This is a genomic window from Marinilactibacillus psychrotolerans (assembly GCF_900101525.1).
Lineage (GTDB): Bacteria > Bacillota > Bacilli > Lactobacillales > Carnobacteriaceae_A > Marinilactibacillus > Marinilactibacillus psychrotolerans.
Genome location: NZ_FMZD01000012.1, coordinates 1 through 20,714, shown reverse-complemented (window position 1 = coordinate 20,714; position 20,714 = coordinate 1). Strand labels below are relative to the sequence as shown.

Annotated in this window: 16 protein-coding genes and 1 pseudogene; 5 read left to right on the top strand and 12 right to left on the bottom strand. The window is 33.7% G+C overall.

Features of this window, described 5'->3' with window-relative positions:
- Positions 1–75 precede the first annotated feature (75 nt).
- The 12 genes from rpiB to BLT22_RS07640 form a co-directional block, all read right to left on the bottom strand.
- Positions 76–522: a ribose 5-phosphate isomerase B gene (rpiB, locus tag BLT22_RS07695; protein WP_091762208.1), complete on the bottom strand. Its 447-nt coding sequence runs from the start codon at positions 520–522 to the stop codon at positions 76–78.
- Positions 523–614: 92 nt separating this feature from the next.
- Positions 615–1,607, bottom strand: a complete 993-nt coding sequence (locus tag BLT22_RS07690) for a zinc-binding dehydrogenase (RefSeq protein WP_212745545.1) — start codon at positions 1,605–1,607, stop codon at positions 615–617.
- Between the two features lie 42 nt (positions 1,608–1,649).
- The gene (locus tag BLT22_RS07685; RefSeq protein ID WP_091762203.1) at positions 1,650–2,699 is read right to left on the bottom strand and encodes a galactitol-1-phosphate 5-dehydrogenase; all 1,050 of its coding nucleotides are present in this window, start codon (positions 2,697–2,699) and stop codon (positions 1,650–1,652) included.
- 33 nt (positions 2,700–2,732) lie between these two features.
- Positions 2,733–4,013, bottom strand: coding sequence for a PTS galactitol transporter subunit IIC (locus BLT22_RS07680; RefSeq protein WP_091762201.1), 1,281 nt, complete (start codon positions 4,011–4,013; stop codon positions 2,733–2,735).
- 58 nt (positions 4,014–4,071) lie between these two features.
- Positions 4,072–4,356 (bottom strand): PTS sugar transporter subunit IIB, encoded by a 285-nt coding sequence (locus BLT22_RS07675; RefSeq protein ID WP_072695076.1) that lies wholly within the window; start codon positions 4,354–4,356, stop codon positions 4,072–4,074.
- Positions 4,357–4,370: 14 nt separating this feature from the next.
- The gene (locus tag BLT22_RS07670; protein WP_091762199.1) at positions 4,371–4,847 is read right to left on the bottom strand and encodes a PTS sugar transporter subunit IIA; all 477 of its coding nucleotides are present in this window, start codon (positions 4,845–4,847) and stop codon (positions 4,371–4,373) included.
- Between the two features lie 11 nt (positions 4,848–4,858).
- Positions 4,859–6,952, bottom strand: a complete 2,094-nt coding sequence (locus BLT22_RS07665; protein WP_091762197.1) for a BglG family transcription antiterminator — start codon at positions 6,950–6,952, stop codon at positions 4,859–4,861.
- 428 nt (positions 6,953–7,380) lie between these two features.
- Positions 7,381–8,649 carry an MFS transporter gene (locus BLT22_RS07660; protein ID WP_091762195.1) on the bottom strand — a complete coding sequence of 423 codons (1,269 nt, stop codon included), beginning with the start codon at positions 8,647–8,649 and terminating at the stop codon, positions 7,381–7,383.
- 395 nt (positions 8,650–9,044) lie between these two features.
- Entirely contained in the window at positions 9,045–9,893 is an 849-nt protein-coding gene (locus BLT22_RS07655) for a PRD domain-containing protein (protein ID WP_091762193.1), read from the bottom strand.
- 41 nt (positions 9,894–9,934) lie between these two features.
- Positions 9,935–11,389 (bottom strand): glycoside hydrolase family 1 protein, encoded by a 1,455-nt coding sequence (locus BLT22_RS07650; RefSeq protein WP_091762191.1) that lies wholly within the window; start codon positions 11,387–11,389, stop codon positions 9,935–9,937.
- 6 nt (positions 11,390–11,395) lie between these two features.
- A complete protein-coding gene (locus BLT22_RS07645) occupies positions 11,396–13,246 on the bottom strand; it encodes a beta-glucoside-specific PTS transporter subunit IIABC (protein WP_091762189.1) in 1,851 nt (616 codons plus the stop codon).
- A gap of 236 nt (positions 13,247–13,482) precedes the next feature.
- Positions 13,483–14,571, bottom strand: coding sequence for a glycerol dehydrogenase (locus tag BLT22_RS07640; protein ID WP_091762188.1), 1,089 nt, complete (start codon positions 14,569–14,571; stop codon positions 13,483–13,485).
- Between the two features lie 288 nt (positions 14,572–14,859).
- Here BLT22_RS07640 and BLT22_RS07635 point away from each other — a divergent pair, with 288 nt between their 5' ends.
- The 5 genes and pseudogenes from BLT22_RS07635 to BLT22_RS07610 form a co-directional block, all read left to right on the top strand.
- Positions 14,860–16,668, top strand: a complete 1,809-nt coding sequence (locus BLT22_RS07635) for a DUF4153 domain-containing protein (RefSeq protein ID WP_091762186.1) — start codon at positions 14,860–14,862, stop codon at positions 16,666–16,668.
- Positions 16,669–16,800: 132 nt separating this feature from the next.
- A complete protein-coding gene (locus tag BLT22_RS07630; protein WP_091762184.1) occupies positions 16,801–17,691 on the top strand; it encodes an SDR family oxidoreductase in 891 nt (296 codons plus the stop codon).
- Between the two features lie 557 nt (positions 17,692–18,248).
- Positions 18,249–19,061: an aldo/keto reductase gene (locus BLT22_RS07620; protein ID WP_091762180.1), complete on the top strand. Its 813-nt coding sequence runs from the start codon at positions 18,249–18,251 to the stop codon at positions 19,059–19,061.
- Between the two features lie 99 nt (positions 19,062–19,160).
- A complete protein-coding gene (locus BLT22_RS07615; protein ID WP_091762178.1) occupies positions 19,161–20,267 on the top strand; it encodes a bifunctional glycosyltransferase family 2/GtrA family protein in 1,107 nt (368 codons plus the stop codon).
- A gap of 255 nt (positions 20,268–20,522) precedes the next feature.
- Positions 20,523–20,714: pseudogene (locus tag BLT22_RS07610) on the top strand (IS21 family transposase); the annotation flags it as partial.

The following is a 20,714-nucleotide window of genomic DNA, read 5'->3' as shown; positions in this document are numbered from 1 at the left end:
TTTACTCAAAATCAATCATTCCTTTCTTCTCGCAAAAACTTTTATATTTTAACTTGCAAATTTGTTAGTTGATCTTTAGTTATCTTGTGCTTCTAAATCACTGATTTTATCTATACGACGTTCATGACGTCCACCTTCAAATTCAGTGTTTATCCAGGTTTCAAGTATTTTAACCGCTAATCCTTCTCCAATAACTCGCTCTCCCAGACATAAAACATTGCTGTTATTATGCGCACGGGTCGCTTCAGCGGAAAATGTGTCTCCTACCACAGCTGCTCGTATACCCTTAATTTTATTTGCAGCAATAGACATTCCAATCCCTGTCCCACAACATAAAATCCCAAAATCTGCTTGCTTATTTACAACATAATCTGAAACTACAACAGCATAAGATGGATAATCTACACTTTCGAAAGAATAAGGTCCTATGTCAGTTACTTCATAATCCTTATCTTTTAAATACTTAACTAGTGCGCTTTTGAGGTTCATCCCCCCATGATCACTACCAATTACAATATTCATATATAACCTCCTTAGATTAATCAACCACATCACTTTAGAATGAGAATCCAATCTACTATTAGATATTTTAGATTGGATCCTCCTTTTCTTATTTAAGATTTCACTAAAACTTTCACTTCATTTCCTTCCATCACAGCTTCAAATGCTTTGCGCCAATTTTCAAGCTCTTCAGTCATCGTAACCATTTTTTCAACTTGTACACTTCCATTAGCGATTAGTTCTAACGCTAGCGGCCAAGAAGTTGGTTTCTGCGAACGGCTACCAACATAATTGATCTCTCTTTGAATAATACTTTCTACATCTAATTTGATGTACTTATCTGGAAACAAACCTACTTGAATAAAATCACCTTTTTTGGCAGTCAGAGCTAATGCCTGATTAACTGCCGGTACCGCTCCTGAACAGTCAAAGACTTTATCTGCTCCATATCCATCAGTCAGCTTGAGAACTAATTCATCCAGATTTTGAGTTAAAGAATCAATAGTATAATCTATACCAAGTTTTTTTGCTAAGTCTAATCTTGATGCATCTCTGGTTACTCCGGATAATATGACTGTTGCACCTTTTGATTTAACCACTTGAGAAAGTAATAACCCAATCGGTCCAGGTCCCACTACCAATACAATATCTGTAGCTTCAATGCTGGTTTTCTCCAAAGCTGCATGTGTACAACACGCTAGCGGTTCGGTAAATGCCCCAGCTTCTAATGAAACATTTTCTGGTAAAACATGCACACTTTCTTCTCTAGAGATCAAATAGTTTGTAAAACTACCATTTTGTTGCGTTCCAATGCCTTTTCGATTGCTGCATAGATTATAATCTTTTTCTTTACAATATCGACATTCTCCACAAGTTTTAAACGTTGTTTCGCTTGTGACACGGTCTCCGACCTTTATGTTTTTCACATCAGGTCCAATTTCTACAACAACACCAGAAAACTCATGCCCTAAAGTAATGGGGGTAGTGGGGTTTTTATATTCCCCTTTGAATGTATGAATATCTGATCCGCAGATTCCGGTAAATGCTGACTTTATTTTTACTATATCCCCGTAAACTTCTGGTTCTTCAACTTCTTTAAATTCCATATGATCATAGCCTGGTTCTGTTTTCACTACTGCTTTCAATCTTTACATCTCCTTATTTGGAATAATCAATACCTTTTTGTGAAGTTCTTTCTGTTCTAATATCATCTCAAAGGCTTCTTTTGTCTGACTTAAAGGAAAACGATGAGTGATCATATCTTTTACATTTACTTTATTTTGTTTTATCAAGTTATAACTATTAGTCCATTCTTTTCCTGGAAAAGGAGCACTATATGAATTCCAGAATCCTTTTAACGTAAGTTCATGTCGAAAAATCTTTTCAAATGAGTCTTCTGGGAGATGAATGTCTTCATAAGCTATACCGATATATGCTATTTTCCCATGTTTTTTTACCACTCTTAAACATTGCTCTTGCGCAATTGCCGAACCTGCACACTCTAAAACGATGTCTACTCCGCTATTACCAGAGTATTCTTTGACAAGTTTTTCAAGATCTTCCACTAAAGAATTTATAGTAAAATCTGCTCCATATTTCTTAGCTTCTTCTAGATTTCCCTTTTTAACATCTACTGCAATAATATTTTTGACTCCAATAATTTTAAGGGCTTGAATGGTTAATAATCCTATATTTCCTGCTCCAAAAACAAGAACAGTATCTCCTAATTTCGGATCAATTCCCTGCACCCCATGGAGAGCAACTGCTAATGGTTCTATCATTGTCGCTTCTTCATAATTTAAATCATCAATGTTGAGAAGATTTTTTTCTGGAACAACCACTTTTTCTGCAAATGCCCCATAAAAGTGCGATCCTATCATTTTATAATTTTCACATAACGAGTATTCACCTGACAGACAATATTCACATTCATAACAAGGTAATAACGGTATCCCTACAACTCGTTCCCCAATGCTGAATTTAGTTACTTTGGAACCTATCTCTATCACTTCTCCAGAAAATTCATGCCCCATAACTGCTGGAAATCCATATTTCCATTTCGTACGCATTTTATGAGTATCTGAGCCGCAAATGCCTGCAGCCATAACTTTTACCCGTACCTCTTTCGCTTCTAAAGGCTGCTCATGTACATCTTCGATTTCTATAGAGTGTCCTTCATGTAATACTGCTGCAAACATTTATACGTCTCCTTATATTTTCATTAGAGGTTTTTAGCCGCCAAAGACCATCTGATAAAGTTCAGCAAATTTTAAGATTAACCAGTTAAGAGGATTTCCTCCAGTAGTTAATGAAACGATTTGAGTTGCATCACCAGGTGCTTGGAATCCTGTTCCTGCCATCATCTCTGTGTGCACTGCTGCAAAATCTGTTGCTAACCAAAGAGTAATAACCATCATCAAGGCTCCTGTAATAACTGATTGAACAATATTTCCTTTACTTGCTGCTAGTACAAATACAACAAAGAATGTAATCCCTACCAAATCTCCAAAAGGTAAAACACTATTTCCCGGAAGAATGATTGCAATTAGAAGTGTTACCGGTACTAGTAAAAGGGACGTTGATAATACCCCTGGATGGCCTACTGCTAAAGCTGCATCAACACCAATGAACAAATCTCTACCCGGAAATCTTTTTTTCATAAACGTTCTTGCTGCTTCTGATATTGGAATTAGACCTTCCATTAAAATTTTAACCATACGAGGCATTAAGAGCATTACCGCCCCCATGGCAATCCCTACTTGGAATGCTTCACCAATTCCATATCCACCTAATAATCCTATTGCTGTACCTAAAATCAATCCAATCATCATGGGTTCTCCAAAGATCCCTAAACGGTTCTGAATAGACTCTGAATCAGCTTTGATGTTTTTAATGCCAGGTATTTTTCCAACTAACCATGCTAATGGAATACCAATAAGTCCAAATCCTATAGGAGACCCAGTTGGGAAAGTTAACCCTTCTAATCCGAAAAAGTTTTCAACATACGGCTGGGTTTTATCTGCTACAACTAAGATAACGACTTCATAAAGCACAGCACATACTACAGCAAACCAAATATTACCGCCTGTAACGATGTAACCAGTAGCACCCGCAGCAATCATATGCCAGTAATTCCATATATCTACATTCAAAGTGTTTGTTAGTTTTAAGACAATCATCAGTAAGTTTACAAAAAGCAATATAGGAATAAGTAATACCGAAATTGGCATTGCCCAGGCTGCAGCTGCTGACGCTGGCCAACCAGCATCAATAACATCCAATCGTATTCCGAAGTTTTGAACCATTGCTTCAGCTGCTGCTCCTAGTTCATCCATTAGAAGGCCAATTATTAAATTGATTCCTACAAACCCTATCCCAACAATAATCCCGGAACGAAAAGCTTTTTTAAACCCAGTTCCAAATATCATCCCAATGAACACTAATGTAATTGGGAGAATAACTGTCGGCCCGAGATTGATAATGTAACTTATTGCATCTGTAATATAATCCATTTCTGCAACTCCTCTATTTTTATATTATTTAATTTTTTAATTTACTTTTGAAACTATATCAACGAAGTTCGGAAAGAATTTTTTCATCTAGTTGCTCTGCATTAATGCCTGAGATATATCCAGTAGCAATGATTGTTGGAATATTATAGGTAGTCGGTAACATAGTTGTAGAGACAATTAGATCCGCGCCTTCTTGCTTTCCTTTTGCTTCTGAAATTTTAATTTGTTCAACTTCTGCATTGATTCCATTTTCTTTGATCAAACGTTCTACCCGTTCTACAACTACTGTAGATGTTGCAATACCAGTACCACATGCCACTAAAACTTTTTTCTTTGTATTCATTATTTCTCCCCTTTTCATCTTTGTTTTTGTTTTGATAGATCTGAAAGATATTCAATCATTTGCTTTTTATCTGTTGTTTTTCTAAGATTTTCGACTGCTTCTTTATCTTGGAGTAAGACCATTAGTTCCTGGAGCATAGCTAATTGACTATGCGGTTGATTTAACCCCAGAACGAAAATAATTTTAACCTTAACTTCTGCAGTAGAATCATCCATTCTTTTAAATGAGACATCTTCTTCTGGAGTGAAAACTGCTATAAACTGTTTATTCACACATTCAGGATCTGTGTGTGGAATTGCAACGCCATACCCATCTAGCTGCAGTCCAGTTGGAAAAACTTTTTCTCTTTCTTTTATTTTTTCTAAAAACTCTTCACTGACAAATCCCTTATCTTGACATTTCGCGGAAACTTTTTCAAAAACATCTAGTTGTGACTTTACTGGTTCATTTAACCAAATAAAATCTTCTGATAAGAATTCTTCAATATTCATACTGCTTTCTCCTAACTTCTTAATGATTTATATAATGGATCTTTTTCTTTAATTGATTTTAAGATAACTTGATATATCTCATCTTCATTTCCACTTTTAGATAATTCTTTTAATAATGCATCGTTTCCTGCAAGTTTCATAAGTTCCATTAATGCTGTGAAATGGGATTTTCTATCAGTCGCTGCTATAACTACAATGAAATGAAGATCGGATCCATCAAAGTTAGGAATCCCTTCTTTTATAAATAACATACTCATTCCAAGCTCTTTAACACCTTTTTCACTTTCAGCATGCGGTATAGCAATATTTCTCTGTAAAACAATATGTTCACTTACTACAGGGTATTGATTATTAAGCGCTTTCAGATAATTCAAAGAGATTTTCTTTTTTTCTAATAAAGGTTGGGCTGCTACTTCCATCGCTTCTTTCCAATTAGATACTTTATCGACTATTTGAATCATTGATGAGTTGATCAGTTCTGGCAAGTGAATAACTTCTTTCTGATCAGATTCACTATTCATTATTTTATTATCTTCTTGGATGACACCTTTTAAATTGCTTATTAATTGCTGTTCATCAATTACTTCCGTATACTCGCTAATTATTTCCATTAGCTTAGAGATTTCTATCTGATTATTCTCACTATGAAATACTGATTTCATAACCATTTTACGTAATTCGTTTCGTTCAGATTCTTCCATCATCTGATTAACAACAAAAAGCTTTTTGTCTGAAGGTACCGTTATCGGTCTGGCTGAAAACACAATATCATACGGGAGGTCTGTTTTCTTAAATTCTCGAATTGACATAGTTGGGTAAAAGTATATTTCAGGAAATAAAGACTGCAAATTATGCTTCATCAATTTTGAAATGGATAGTCCATTTGGACAGACTACGATAGCTTTTTTCTTTGCCCCGAAATTATTCTGCTCATTATGTTCTAGAATGTGTCCTACCACAAACAATGTAATAAACATTATTTCACTCTCTGGTAATTCACTTTTAAGAAAGACCTTCAGTGGATCTAAAGATTCTTTAACAAAATAATGCAGCATTTTAAATTCTTCACTTACTTTTTCTAAAGGTCGATAATCCGTTGTCAGTTTATATTTAATTCGATAATAAGCAGGTTTAAAATGAAGAAATAATTTGTCGACTAAAGTTTTCTTATCAATTAAGTTTATTACTGCTTTTCTTTCAAATTCTTCTAGTGTTTTCTGTAAGGCATATTTTAACTTTGGTAATTCTTCAACTTTTAAATGCGTTTTCTTGATGGTATTGGATGTCAGAAGTTGCAATGCCAGGTAGAGTCTTTCTTCTTCTGGGATCATTCCCTTTCCTTCGATCAGTACTTTTACCGCTTCAAACTCTCTTGTATCTGATAACTCCTGATTATCAATATAGAATTCTGTATTAATATACTTTCCTTGCATCATTCTCTTGAAGAGCCCGTAGAAGGAATAGGGTAAGGTATCCATTTCTGTATCCGCAAAAGATATCGTTAATTCCTGTTCAATAATATTTAACCTTGAACGAATCTCGGTGACCTCTTCTTGACTAATACCCATTAACTTTTTAAGATAATATTCTCCTCCATGCATATGAATAATTCTATATATTGCATCTAACATAAGAGACCGTTTATCCCATTCATCCCCGACAGTGTAATATCCTTCGGATCGTGTATATTGTATGTCTAAGTTTAATGAGTCTAGTATCTTATTTACCTCTTTTAAATCTTGAAGGACAGTATTTTTGCTGACATTCATTTCTACTATAAAATGATTTAATGACAGTGCTTCATCTCTTGACAATACATATAAGATGATTAAATACTTTCTTTCATTCGGAGATGGAATATAAATTTCATGATCTTCTTTTTCAATTTCGAGAAGTTCTCCAATATTATCATCTACTCTATAATATCCATTCATTTTTTTTAATGCGTTAAAACCTTGATCTTCAAGCCATTCATTGACTTTATTTAGGCTGTAATTGACTTGTCTTCTTGTAAGTTTATGATCTAATTGCAGTTTTTTGTTAGTCGTATTTGGTTTCTTTACTATTTCAATCAACAATTTTTTGCTTCTTTCATCCAGATACATGTGCTTCACCTCCTTCTCTAGTATATTGAAAGAAATATAGTAATTTTCAGATTCAATCGACAGTTTTGGCAAAACCTATTAGACATTTTCTTTTTTAGCAATGATTCTAAATGGATCGTTTGTTTCCTACCTCCTGACTATATTGTACTTGTGAAAACCCACAAAATAAATACGCTTTCATCCCATTATATGCGCATAGGAATGTACACTTTTGGACTTTACCATATTATTAACTTTGTGAATTATTTATCAAACAGTAAAAATATACTGTAGCTGCAAATAACCACCTTTGAATAAATCAAAGGTGGTTATCAGATAATTGATTTTTGTTTATATCTTTTTTAATAAAAATTCAAGTTAATCAGTAATTAACTTGAATTCCTAATTTAGTTCAAAATATAATAAATTTTCACAGTAGATTTTAAAATTTAGGTTTTGAGATTGTTTTTTATAGGGGCTGGAGAAAAAAAACAGGCTATTGCAGCTAAAGTTGGAAGAATGAGTGAAATTAACAAAATTTCGTTATATCCTCCAAAAACATCAAATGCAATACCAAATGGTAATGGACCAAGAGCAGAACCGATTACCATAGCTGACATAGCTAATCCTCGAATTTTCCCTAAATGTGCTCTACCAAAATAATCTGGCCATAAAACATTGGTGGACACACTATCAAAAGCTGCAAAACTTCCTTGTAAAATAGCGAATATAATCAAGATAAACTGTTGTTCACTAAAATTCAATAATAACAAAATAATAAAGTACAGGATGAAATTTGTAGCTTTGACAATGTTGACTCTAACTTTCTCCAATACATAGCCAGCTGCAAAAGTCATAGCCATCTGTGTAATAGCGATTGCACTTAGTAAGTAGGCTGCAAACGCAGCATCATAACCTTTTTCTGTTATAATCGACACCATATGAAATGTAAAAGCGGTATTGATCATTGCAGGGACAATACTTGAAAATAACATCAACCAAAAACTTCGTGTTTTTTTAGCCTCTTGTAGTGTCCAGGATTCATCATACTCATTCTTTAAATCGATATCTGATTTATTATCTGAGGTTTTGGTTTGTTTATTTGGAATTCCATCAGTTAATTGACCAATATCTTCAGGCCTATTCCGTACAAAGATCACTCCAATCGGCATCATAACAAATAATATAGCAGCTGCCCAAAACAACCATGCAAACGTTAAACCACTACTTTGAATAAGAAAATTATTCAATGGAGGGATAGTAGCAGATCCTAAGACCGCTCCTACTGTAACAAATGAAAAAGCTCTTCCTCTCTTTTTATTGAACCATTGAGGGATTAAAACAGATGGAATTAAACTCATCGCTCCTTGACCGAACATGCGAATAAATAGGAACCCTATCAAAATCATCCACGGAGCATTTACTTGACTCATCCAAATCAAAGCTATACCGAATAAGAAAGTTACCACACCAATAGATGTTCTATGCCCTTTTTTATCAATTAGATTCCCTACAAAAGGCATGGATAAACCTGAAACTAGAGTTGCAATGGAATAAAAACTTGAAATTTGACTTCTGCTCCAACCAAACTCCTCAATGTAATAATCAATGAATATCGAAACCGAAAAAGTTTGTCCAGGTGAATTAAAAAAAAGTGTCATTGCTCCTATAAATACAATGATCCACCCATAAAATATTGGCTTTCTTTTTTTTGACATCTTTTATTCCTTTCTATAATTATAATCTTTACAAGTATAAAGAATCTAATCATACCATTCAACCAATCTATACTACACCAAAGAATTTTATTATATATTCACAGAATTTATTCATCATAAGTCTAAAAATAAATTTCATAATATTATCATAAAATATATACTGTGCTCATAATCGATATCTACTCGATTAATAAAACATACTAAGATTAGTCAAGGCAATATTAGTTAATCTTTGATCTTGACTAAACCGTAGGAAAGAAGCTGGGACAAAAGTTTCTATTAAGCCATTATTTGAAGTGTGTAACAACCAAAAACCCCGTCAAATCAAGGATTGGATTTCCTGGATTTGACGGGGTTTTACATTCTATCTAGTTTTGTCCCAGTCTCTTAATTTTTCACTTACTCAATTCTGAATACTTCAGCAGACGATTAATATGCACCGCAAGATAAGTCAATTCATCTTTTGGAACAGGTTTCTGATGAACTTCTTGCATATATTCTTTGATCTTAAATGCAATATTCATTGCTTCTGGGTACAGAGTTGAAATTTGTTCAAATAATTCTTCGTCTTTTTCTTCCATAAGTTTATCGGATAAATAGCGTTCTACAAAGAATTTAACATGCGTGATAAAGCGATTATAGTGAATTGAATCTGTTTGAAGAGAGGTCTTTAGATTATACCGCACTAAACTTACAATACTCCCAAGAATTTTAGCTGTTCTCATACTGTCTGCATGACCTTTTTCAGGATTTTGCGCATTAATCAAATGAAAAGCGATATTTGCAGACTCTTCTTCCGGTAATTCAACATCTAATTGTTGATTCACAAGATTCCTCGCATACTCACCAACATTGAATTCTTTAGGGTAATAACTTTTTACTTCCCAGTACACTCGATTGCTAATATTCAGTCCTTTCCTTGCCCTCTCAACAGCAAAGTGTAAGTGATCCATTAAGGTAAAATAAATACTTTGTTGTAATTCCGTATCTAAGCGTCCTTTAGAGTACTGTACAATTTCTTGAACCATAGTGAGATAAATCTCAGGAATGTTGCTCAGCAGCTCTAAAACTTGCTGCATGCGGGTGTTTTCAGCTGAAAAGAATACCTGATCCACTCTTGTCTCGTCAATTACCTCACCCGGTTTCGCCCCGAATCCGATTCCCTTACCAAAAACAACGATTTCTTTTCCATCTTTTTCTATTAAAACTACACTTGTGTTCAATACTTTTTTAATACGGGACAATCCGCACTCCCTCCTTTCTTCAAAATAATCGGGTTAGTAAATTATAAATTCTTGCCATTTGTCTCAATGATATCTTTATACCAGTAAAAGGAATCTTTCTTTATTCGCTCCATTGTACCATTTCCTTCGTCATCTTGGTCTACATAAATGAACCCATATCGTTTAGACATTTGAGATGTACTGGCACTTACAATATCGATTGCTCCCCAGCTTGTATATCCTATTAAATCAACACCTTCATTGATCGCTTCTTTCATCGCTCTAAAGTGAGATTCAAAATAAGCGATTCTATACGGATCATGAATTTTTCCATTTTGTACTTCATCTTTAGCGCCCATACCATTTTCTACAATCATTAAAGGTACGTTGTAACGATCATAAAGCTCAAGTAGTGAAATCTTTAAACCTTTCGGATCAATTTGCCATCCCCAATCAGTTGATTCCAGATAAGGATTCTTTACTCCGAGAACGGTATTTCCAGGTGTACGTTCAGCATTTTCATCACCAGATTCCGTCATAGACATATAATAACTGAATGATACAAAGTCAACTGTGTGTTCTTTCATAATTTTTAAATCATTCTCTTTAAATTCAAGATTAATTCCTCTTAATTCTAAATTTCTTAAGATTAATTTTGGATACTCACCAAAAACTTGAACATCTGCATAGAAATTATTTTCTAAGTTTTTCTTTAAAGTCAGTTCTACATCAAGTGGGGAACAAGTCCTTGGATAGGTTGTCAACTTAGTAATCATACACCCTACTTGACTGTCTTTAATAATTTCATGACAATCTCTTGTTACAAGAGCTGAAGCCACAAACTGATGATGAAGAGCTTGATAAATTTCCTGTTCTTCTTTTCCTTCTTCACATTGATCAGGAATAATACCCGCTGTAGTAAATGGATGTCTATGAATACTATCAATTTCATTAAACGTTAACCAATATTTTACTAAATGACTATATCGTTTGAAACATACTTTTGAAAAACGAACAAAATCATCTATAACTCTTCTGTCTACCCATCCGTTATATTTCAGACTCAAAGATAACGGCATTTCATAATGAGATAATGTAACGATTGGTTCTATATCCAAACGCTTCATTTCATTAAATAAGTCTTCATAGAATTGTAATCCTTTTTCATTCGGAAGAGCTTCTTCTCCAGTTGGGAAGATTCTTGACCATGCAATCGATACACGTAATGTTTTAAATCCCATTTCAGCAAATAAAGCTAAGTCTTCTTTATAACGATGATAAAAATCGATCCCTCTTCGTTTAGGGTACCACTTATCCGTTGGATCCTCTGCAGCTCGGCGTACAGTGTCAGAATCAATACTCATATGCTTAGCATAGTTTTTTACGTCTACATTTGGTTTATAAGTTGCTACATCAGCAACTGATAAACCCTTTCCATCTATATTCCAAGCACCTTCAGCTTGATTTGCCGCAATAGCGCCGCCCCACATAAATCCTTTTGGAAATCCGTTCATCATATTTAATTATCCTCCTATTGGTGATACTGTCATTACTGATTGTTGTACAGATACACTTTCATTAACTTTGGTTTGATCTACTGCAAACTGATCTTGATTGGTGACTACAGAAATCACTGTCGGATCATATTTTGCATCTTTAATAGCTTGTATATCAAAGGTTACTAATAAATCACCCGTTGCAACATTATCTCCTTGCTTCACATGTGCCTCAAATGGTTTGCCATCTAATTGAACGGTATCGATACCAATGTGAAAAAGTACTTCTGCACCATTGGCCATTTTCATGCCTACAGCATGTTTTGTATCGAATACCATACTGATTGTTCCATTTGCCGGTGCTCTCAATTCGCCTAGAGTAGGTTCAACAGCAAACCCTGCCCCAACCAACCCTTTAGAGAAAACTTCATCATTTACTTTTGATAATGGTAAGATTGTTCCTTCAACAGGACTATTTATTTCTGTTGGTTCAAAGCTACCATTGTTAAATGTCTTATCCGCTTCTTCTACGTGTTTAACTTCATCTTTCCATAAAATTAACACAGAAAAGAAAGAAATTGTAAGAGAAATTAAAAGTGTCACAATTGCCCATGTTAAGTTCATTGGATTATCAGGATTAGCAAACATTGTAATACTTGCAAGTCCAGGTCCTACTAATGCAAAAGCTTCAACCGCCATAATCCCAATAAACGACCCACTAATCAAACTACTAATAATTACACTGTATAAAACACGTTTGTGTAAAATTGTGACCCCATATAGTGCTGGTTCTGTAATACCAAAAAGTGCAGAAATACCAGCAGAAATTGCTGTGGCTCTAAGTTTTTCATCTTTTGTCTTAAGCGCAACTGCAAAACAAGCGCCTGATTCAGAAATATTATGTGCCAAAGAAGCTGGTAGATATAGTAACTCTTTACCTATTCCTCCCATTGAAGATACAGCATAAGGAATCATTGCTTTATGCATACCTGTTACAACCATGAATGGTAATATAGCCGCTAATAGCCCTGTTGCGACCCATCCAACATTTTCAAAGACGAATAAAATAACAGTTGATAACTGTTCCCCAACTACATATCCAATCGGTCCTAAGAATAAAAGAGTTGTGCTAACTGAAATAGCCAAAGACATCATTGGAACGAAGAATATACGAATAGCTTTTGGTGAAACTTTTGTAAAAAATTTCTCTAAAACAGCATAAAATAATACTAATAAAATTGCTGGGAAAACTTGAGATGCATAACTAATTCCTTGAATAGGAATACTAAAGAGACTAGCGCCTTCTTCTATCAAAGCCGTCATATCCGGCAAGAGCAATGCGCCTACTGCTGAAGCTGCAACAACTGCGTTCACTTTTAACTTATTGGCTGCTGTAATAGCAACGATTACTGGTAAGAAATAAAGGGGTGCAGAACCTATCAAGTCAATCACTCTATATGTTTGAGATGCTGGATCCATCCATCCAAACATGTTGAATAACAGTAGAACAGACTTTAAAACTCCCCCACCAGCTACAGCAGGAATGGTTGGCTGGAAAACCCCTATAATGAAATCCAATAAGACGGCGCTCCATTTTTGCTTCTGCCCGTTGTTTCCATTTCCAGAAGAATCAATATCTCCTACGATTTCTTTTACCTTATCATATACCTCAACAACATCATTTCCGATTATAATCTGTGTTTGCACATTTTTTCTTACGCCCATAACGCCATCGATCAATTCTAATTTTTCTATATTTGCTTTTCTATCATCTTTTAAAGTAAACCTTAGTCTAGTAGAACAATGTTCCATATGAGAAATATTATTTTTTCCACCAATATTTTTCACTACTTCACTAGCAATTTTTTGATAATCCATTTTTTCGTCTCCTTCATCTTATTTTTATCTGATTGGCCAAATCAAATAAAAAAGACAGGACATAATGATTGAAATGACTACAGTTACCCTGTAGGTTTCAAAATCATTAGGTCCTGCCTGCATTACCAGTCACATGCCTGTTATTTACATTTACTATACCATCAGTTTTTGAAAACGTCAACATCTAATTTTTGAAAAAAATGAATCATTTAACTTTTTTCCACAAAATGATGTTTTCACATACTTAAAGCATCTACCGCTAATATTGCATTGGCTACTTGTTCAGAGGTAATTTCCTGATCTAAATTTTCCATTGTTTCACCTTCAGCAGTTGCTAATTTACCCACTTCAAGTAAATCCTCATAAGAAGCATTCTCAAGATGCATGGATTTAAGTGTTGTCGGCATATTGATAGAATTATAAAAATCAATGTATTTTGTTATTTCCTTTTCTGATTTACCTTCCAATACTAACTGTACAAGTGTTCCATAAGCTACTTTTTCCCCATGAGTTAATTTATGGATTTCACCTTGAAGCGCAGTAAATCCATTATGAATTGCATGTGCACCTGCTAATCCCCCATTTTCAAATCCCAATCCTGAAAGTAAAGTATTGGTCTCAACAATCGCTTCGACTTCAGGCGTTACAATTCCTTCTTTAGCCGATTTATACGCTCCGATTCCATGTTTAAAAAGCGTTTTTTCAGCCATTTCAGCAATTGCTTGTGCTGCTAATGTTGGTTTGCCTCCAGCCATTGCATTTCCCTTACTCCTAATCGTGGCTTTTACTTCTACTAGTGTTGCCATTGCGTCGCAAATTCCGGATGCAAACAAACGAATAGGGGCATTAACAACCACTTGAGAATCTATTAGTACTAATTCGGGGTTTTTGTCATAAAACTTGTATCCTTCAAATACACCATTATCTGAATAAATAACGGATAAAGCACTTGTTGGTGCATCAGTAGAAGCTGTGGTAGGGACTATTACAACGGGTATATTTAATTCATCGGCAATTGCTTTTGCCGTATCCAATGTTTTTCCTCCCCCTACACCCATTACCAAATCAGCGTGTTTATCTTTTCCTATACTCGCTAAACGATCAATTTCTTTTCTCGAAGCTTCTCCATTAAACTGTTCAAAATGATAATCCGATTTTGAATTCAAAAAACTGCTGTCGACTGCTTCTTGGGTAATTCTCCAAACAACTTCATCTGCTATTAACAAGGGGCTTTGACCAATCATTTCTGTCTCTTTTGCTAGGTCATTGATTACACCAGCACCTTGGATATACCGACTAGGCGAACGAAAAATAAATTTACTCATTATACTTCTCCTTTCAAATTATGTCTTTTATCACCTAAATAATAACAAAAGTACTTTAATCGTTTCAAAGAATACGTTGTGAAAATCTAAACTTTTTAATATTTTTGATTTCTGAAAATATATTGCTGAATAAAAATAAATTTAGCAATAACCTTTAATATTTAATCTTATTTCTTGTGGTTTTCTATCAATGTTTTTCAAAGTATAATTTATGACGTATGTATTTATTTGTCTTGCCACTACCAAACGGTTATGATACAGGTATATTAAAGCAAAGGAGTATTCCTAATGAATTTTTATAAAAAAAGCGCTTCAAGAATTATGCATGTTTCTCAGGCTATCATAAGATACCCATTGTCTTCGTTGTGCTTTCTGATTTTAGTATTATTAGCAATTGTGAGTATCCATTCTGATGGATCAACTATTTTTGATATCGAAACACTAGCTATGTTGATCGGCGGAATTGCTGCTTTTACTGGACAGGCGATTTATGAACGTTTTTTTAGAGGCAATCAATTGATTAGATGGGGAATTTATATAGGTGTCATTCTTTTTATCTTATTATATTATTGGTTATTTTTACGCAATTATACCGAAATTAACACACCAACTTACGTCCGCTCAAGTGCGTTAATTAGTGCATTAGTAGTGGCTTATATTTGGATCCCTTCTATCAAGAATAAATTATCTTTTAGCACCTCATTTACTACAATAATTAAAGGATACTTCATCAGTTTACTTTTTTCTATTGTTCTAGAGATCGGCATACTATCCATACTGACTGCTTTCAGTTTATTGATCTTTGATCTGGATTCTAGAGTATATTTTGATCTTACTGTTCTAATTTTCGGATTATTCGCCCCTTTATACTTTTTATCATATATTCCTCTGTATCAGATTAATGGAAAAGGATTGAGTGAAAAGGATAAACAAGCTATTTTGGTACCAAAATTCTTAGAAATCCTTATATCATATATAATTATGCCATTATTAGCTGCCTATAGCCTTATTTTGTTATTATATATAGTTTCAAATTTAGGAGGTCAATTTTGGAATAACAACTTACTAGAGCCTCTACTTGTAAGTTATGTGATAATTGGTTTTATCATTTTGTTTCTCTCAGAAAGAATCGAAAGTAAAAGTGCTGTTATTTTCAATAAGTCCTTCCCGAAAATATTGCTCGTTATAGCTACGCTACAAACCACAGCTTCTCTATTAAAAATAAATCAGTTCGGACTAACTCATGGTCGATATTATGTTATTATGTTTGGCGTATTTGCAATCATTTCGAGTATCATTTACAGTTTCGTCCAAAATAAACAAAATTATGTTCCAGCATTATTCGTTATCATGTCCATTGTGTCAATCATCCCTCCTATTGATGCCATTACAGTAGGATTAAATGCTCAGATAAATTTTGCAGAAGATATTTTGAGAGAAAATAACATGTTAGTAGATAATACTATCGTAAAAAATGAAGATATTAGCTTGTCTGATAGAGAAAAGGTTGCAAGTAGTATAGAGTATTTGTATAACACTGATGGAGTAAAACTAGTTGATTGGCTTCCGAATAATTTCGATATTTATTATGAAGATTTTGAAAATACATTTGGATTCAATCATTACGATTATACATTTACTGATGATTCTAATAATCAAGATTTCGATAGTAACACAGCTGAATATGCTATTGTAAGTTTAAATGACAATGAAACTTTTTCAGTTACAACGGAAAACACAGATCAGTTTTTTTATGTTTCTATTAATAATACAGAGTACGTATCAGTCCCTGAGCAAAATGTACCTTTTGACATCAATAATGATGATTTTATTCTTCAAGTTCTATCTGATGATCAATCCTTCGCAATTAAGGTCTTAAATAATCAAAATGATGAAACTATCAACTTCAATCTAAAGTTTTTATTAAATGACACTTTTGAATATTTACCAGAAGTGCAGCAATTACCTATTGATGACTTAACATTTACAGAAGAAAATCAAGAGGGATCTATTAAAGTAATTGTAAAAAATTTGGAAACTTATGCTGATGGTACATACTCAGGCAAAATGTATGTATTTGTGTCTTTAAATAATTGACCTTTCTAAAGAAAAGGTTCTGTTCATCTCTCTGCAAATTCTTTTATGGATAGGCATATTATTTGAGGTCTGGATATTTGTAGTCTAATATGATGTCATAATCAAATGATAAACCAAAGGAGCGATTTTTTAATGAGTAATGAACAAAATGTCAATCCGTTAGATGAATATTTCAATGGTAAATTCCCTAAGCAACCACAGTCTCCTCCTGGTCTACAAAAAGAAATGGATCCAGTACCAGATTGCGGAGAAGCAACCTATAAAGGAAATGATCAGTTAAAAGGAAAAAGAATTTTAGTAACTGGTGGGGATTCAGGAATTGGCCGTGCTGCAGCAATTGCGTATGCTCGCGAAGGTGCAGATGTTGCTATTGTATACTTGCCAGAAGAACAGCCTGATGCAGATGAAGTAAAAAAACTTATTGAAGCTGAAAATCAAAAAGCAGTGTTAATTCCTGGAGATTTAAGAAACGAAGACTTTTCTAAAGAAATCGTCAAAAAAACAGTTTCTGAATTAGGCGGACTTGATGTTTTAGCTTTAGTAGCTGGTAAACAGCAATCAACAAGCAGTATTGAAGATATAACGACTGAACAATTAAAAAGTACTTTTGAAACAAATATTTATTCAATGTTCTGGACTATTCAAGCTGCATTACCGCATTTATCAGAAGGTGCTTCAATTATTACAACTTCTTCTATTCAAGGGTACAGCCCTTCTAAAAATTTATTGGACTATGCATCAACTAAATTCGCGATTAGAGGATTCACGATTGCTTTAGCTAAGCAACTTGCACCAAAAGGAATCCGCGTGAACAGTATTGCCCCTGGTCCAATCTGGACAGCTCTACAGGTTACTGGTGGACAACCACAAGATAATATCCCAGAATTTGGTCAAGAAACACCCCTTAAGCGTGCTGGTCAACCAGCAGAATTAGCACATCAGTATGTCTATTTAGCATCTGAGAAGTCAAACTATGTAACAGGAGAAATTTCTGGTATTACTGGTGGTTTACCTTTAGGATAGAAACTTAATTTAGCTCATAAGAAAATAAGCACTTATCAAGAATAAAACTCCCTCAAAAATCTAATGTGAGAAACATTAGATTTTTAGGGAGTTTTATTTATTCATTTGATTATGTTTTTTATAAGCTTTAACCAGATAAAATATGATTATTGGAGTAACTAACTGATTTATAGGAATAAAAAAGAAAATAATTGGACTTTGCGAATAACCTGAAGAAGGATAATAAATAAAGCTAAATAAGATGACTAGGTTTAGAGCCATACTGATTATGTATATAGTCTTGATTACTTTCCTCAGTCTTCCTTCAAAACTCTGTAATTCCTTTAATGCAGTAGTTCTATAGCAGAAAAATTTAACAAGAAAGCTATCTACCTTCCCTCTAATAATGAGAAGTATGGACATTAGATAAATACAGACAAAAAGTGTTAAAAAAATAGAAAAAAGAATCATTTTATCCTCCTTGATAAAATCCTCAAGTTGTATGAAAAGACTTACAATTACATTTATTGTAAAATAAACTCAGGAATCAATCAAACTAAATGGAGGAATATATAAAGATGATTAAAGGAAATTTTGTTTTTCATAATAATGTAGAAATACCAAAAATCGGATTTGGAACTTGGCAAATACCTAACGATGAAGCTTACAACTCAGTAACAATGGCTTTAAAAAACGGCTACACTCACATCGATACTGCCTTAGCTTACAAAAATGAAGAAAATGTTGGTAAAGCCATCAAAGCATTCGATATAGCTAGAGAAGATATTTTTATCACAAGTAAATTGCCTGCTCAAATTAAAGGATTTGATGAAACACTAGCAGCTTTCAACGAAACCATTACTAATTTAGGTGTAGATTATCTGGACCTATACTTGATTCATGCTCCATGGCCATGGGATGAAAAAGGCAAAGACTGTACTGAAGGTAATATTCAATGCTGGAAAGCTATGGAACAATTATATAATGAAGGAAAAATCCGTTCTATTGGCGTTTCTAACTTTGAAATTAAAGACCTTCAACCCATACTTGATCACTGTGATATTGTCCCAATGGTTAATCAGATTCCATTTTATGTTGGACGGGATCAAGAAGATTTACTTGCATTTTGTAAACAACATCATATTGTAGTAGAAGCTTATTCTCCATTAGCTACAGGAGAATTATTAGATCATGCTGATATAAAGAAAATGGCTGAAAAATATGACGTTACCCCAGCTCAATTATTGATTCGTTATTGCTTAGAAAGGGACACACTACCTCTACCAAAATCAACTCATGAGGAACGAATCATACAGAATAAACAAGTTGATTTCGAAATATCTAGCGAAGACTTAGAAGAATTAAAGAAATTCGAAGATATTAGAAAATAATACTTGAATCTATCTGAACTAGGCTGTCTATTCATTAGGCAGCTTTTTTTATCTATTTAGATATTTCAACTACTTTTTACTATAGGAGGTCTTCAAGGTGTGAATAAAGATATAAAAGATCAACTAGATGATATTGTAATTGTTATTCCTTCATATAATCCTGATAAAAAATTACTAGAACTCATAAAAAATATAAGACGGATTATCAGTCTAACGATTCCAATCGTCATTGTAGATGACGGAAGTGAGAGTGAAACTGAAAAGTACTTTGTTCAACTTCATGCTGAAAGCAATTGTACTGTTTTATCTCATTCTGAAAATGAAGGAAAAGGAAAAGCACTAAAAACAGCTTTTCATTATATTTTGAACCATCACCCTACTTGTAATGCAACTGTGACAGTTGATGGAGACGGACAACATACTCCAGAAGATATCATGAAGTGTATAAAAGCTTATCTATATAAAAAACATACTGTTATACTTGGTAGTCGCAACTTTAACAAGGAGACTATTCCTATCAGAAGTCGTCTTGGAAATATTTTTACCAGAAAACTAATCAGCAATATGAATAATCTCCAACTTACAGATACACAGACTGGTTTAAGGGTTTTACCTTTTTCTACTCTAAAATACTTAATAGATATAAAGGGAAACCGTTATGAATATGAAATGAATATGCTGTTATTTTTCAAAGAGCAAGCTATACCAATAAAAGAAGTCCCAATAGAAACTGTATATATTGAAAATAATGACTCTTCTCACTTCAACCCCTTAGTTGATTCTGTTAAAATATATGCACTATTTCTTAAATATTGTACATCTGCTGCTGCTTCTTTCTTAGTTGATATTTCTCTATTTTCTTTATTAGTCTATATTTTTGAAAACCGAATACCTTCGTATTACATTATCCTAGCGACTATAATGGCTAGACTTGCATCCGGTTGTTTCAATTATCTAACCAATAAACGTTTTGTCTTTCGAGCTAAGAAAAGTACAAGCTCAGTTCAACGGTATATCCTATTATTTTTCATTCAGATGGTTGCTTCAGCAATTATTTTACAACTCGTCTTCACTATTGCTTCTTACGAGACAGAATGGTTGATCAAGATCTTAATTGATTTAATAATATTTTGTATTAGTTTCTATGTGCAAAAAAATTGGGTGTTTAAGAACAATATTAAGAATAAAGCTTTCTTCAAAAAATAAAAATACGCTAATATATATCATAATCTTAATATTACTACGCTTACTTGTAAATTTATATTATGATCATTCCCTAATACCTTTAGTCAAAGATTTCTAAAGGTATTAGTGTGTATGGCAGAATAAATATGTAGAATAGTGCAAGAAAAAATCCATAACTCGGGCCAAATAAAATAGCCCATTGCTTCCACCCATACCATTCGCCTAAAATGGAGTTTGACTAAGAACTTCAGAAAGGCGTGGGAAAGGATGCTCACAATGGACCAAATTTATTCTATCAAAAAAATGAGAAATGAAGAAGGCTATTCTTTAAATAAAATTGTCACGGAAACCGGTTATGATTGGCGTACAGTTAGAAAATACGCAGATCACGATGTTCTTCCAAAAGAAAAAAACAGTAAAAAGCGCGGAATGATGTATACGAAAGGGTTTGAAGGACAAACCTATGGA

Excerpts from the sequence above, each read along its gene's own strand:
- rpiB (WP_091762208.1), bottom strand. The coding sequence starts at position 522 with ATGAATATTGTAATTGGTAGTGATCATGGGGGGATGAACCTCAAAAGC.
- BLT22_RS07690 (WP_212745545.1), bottom strand. The coding sequence starts at position 1,607 with ATGGAATTTAAAGAAGTTGAAGAACCAGAAGTTTACGGGGATATAGTA.
- BLT22_RS07685 (WP_091762203.1), bottom strand. The coding sequence starts at position 2,699 with ATGTTTGCAGCAGTATTACATGAAGGACACTCTATAGAAATCGAAGAT.
- BLT22_RS07680 (WP_091762201.1), bottom strand. The coding sequence starts at position 4,013 with ATGGATTATATTACAGATGCAATAAGTTACATTATCAATCTCGGGCCG.
- BLT22_RS07675 (WP_072695076.1), bottom strand. The coding sequence starts at position 4,356 with ATGAATACAAAGAAAAAAGTTTTAGTGGCATGTGGTACTGGTATTGCA.
- BLT22_RS07670 (WP_091762199.1), bottom strand. The coding sequence starts at position 4,847 with ATGAATATTGAAGAATTCTTATCAGAAGATTTTATTTGGTTAAATGAA.
- BLT22_RS07665 (WP_091762197.1), bottom strand. The coding sequence starts at position 6,952 with ATGTATCTGGATGAAAGAAGCAAAAAATTGTTGATTGAAATAGTAAAG.
- BLT22_RS07660 (WP_091762195.1), bottom strand. The coding sequence starts at position 8,649 with ATGTCAAAAAAAAGAAAGCCAATATTTTATGGGTGGATCATTGTATTT.
- BLT22_RS07650 (WP_091762191.1), bottom strand. The coding sequence starts at position 11,389 with ATGATGAACGGATTTCCAAAAGGATTTATGTGGGGCGGCGCTATTGCG.
- BLT22_RS07645 (WP_091762189.1), bottom strand. The coding sequence starts at position 13,246 with ATGGATTATCAAAAAATTGCTAGTGAAGTAGTGAAAAATATTGGTGGA.
- BLT22_RS07640 (WP_091762188.1), bottom strand. The coding sequence starts at position 14,571 with ATGAGTAAATTTATTTTTCGTTCGCCTAGTCGGTATATCCAAGGTGCT.
- BLT22_RS07635 (WP_091762186.1), top strand. The coding sequence starts at position 14,860 with ATGAATTTTTATAAAAAAAGCGCTTCAAGAATTATGCATGTTTCTCAG.
- BLT22_RS07630 (WP_091762184.1), top strand. The coding sequence starts at position 16,801 with ATGAGTAATGAACAAAATGTCAATCCGTTAGATGAATATTTCAATGGT.
- BLT22_RS07620 (WP_091762180.1), top strand. The coding sequence starts at position 18,249 with ATGATTAAAGGAAATTTTGTTTTTCATAATAATGTAGAAATACCAAAA.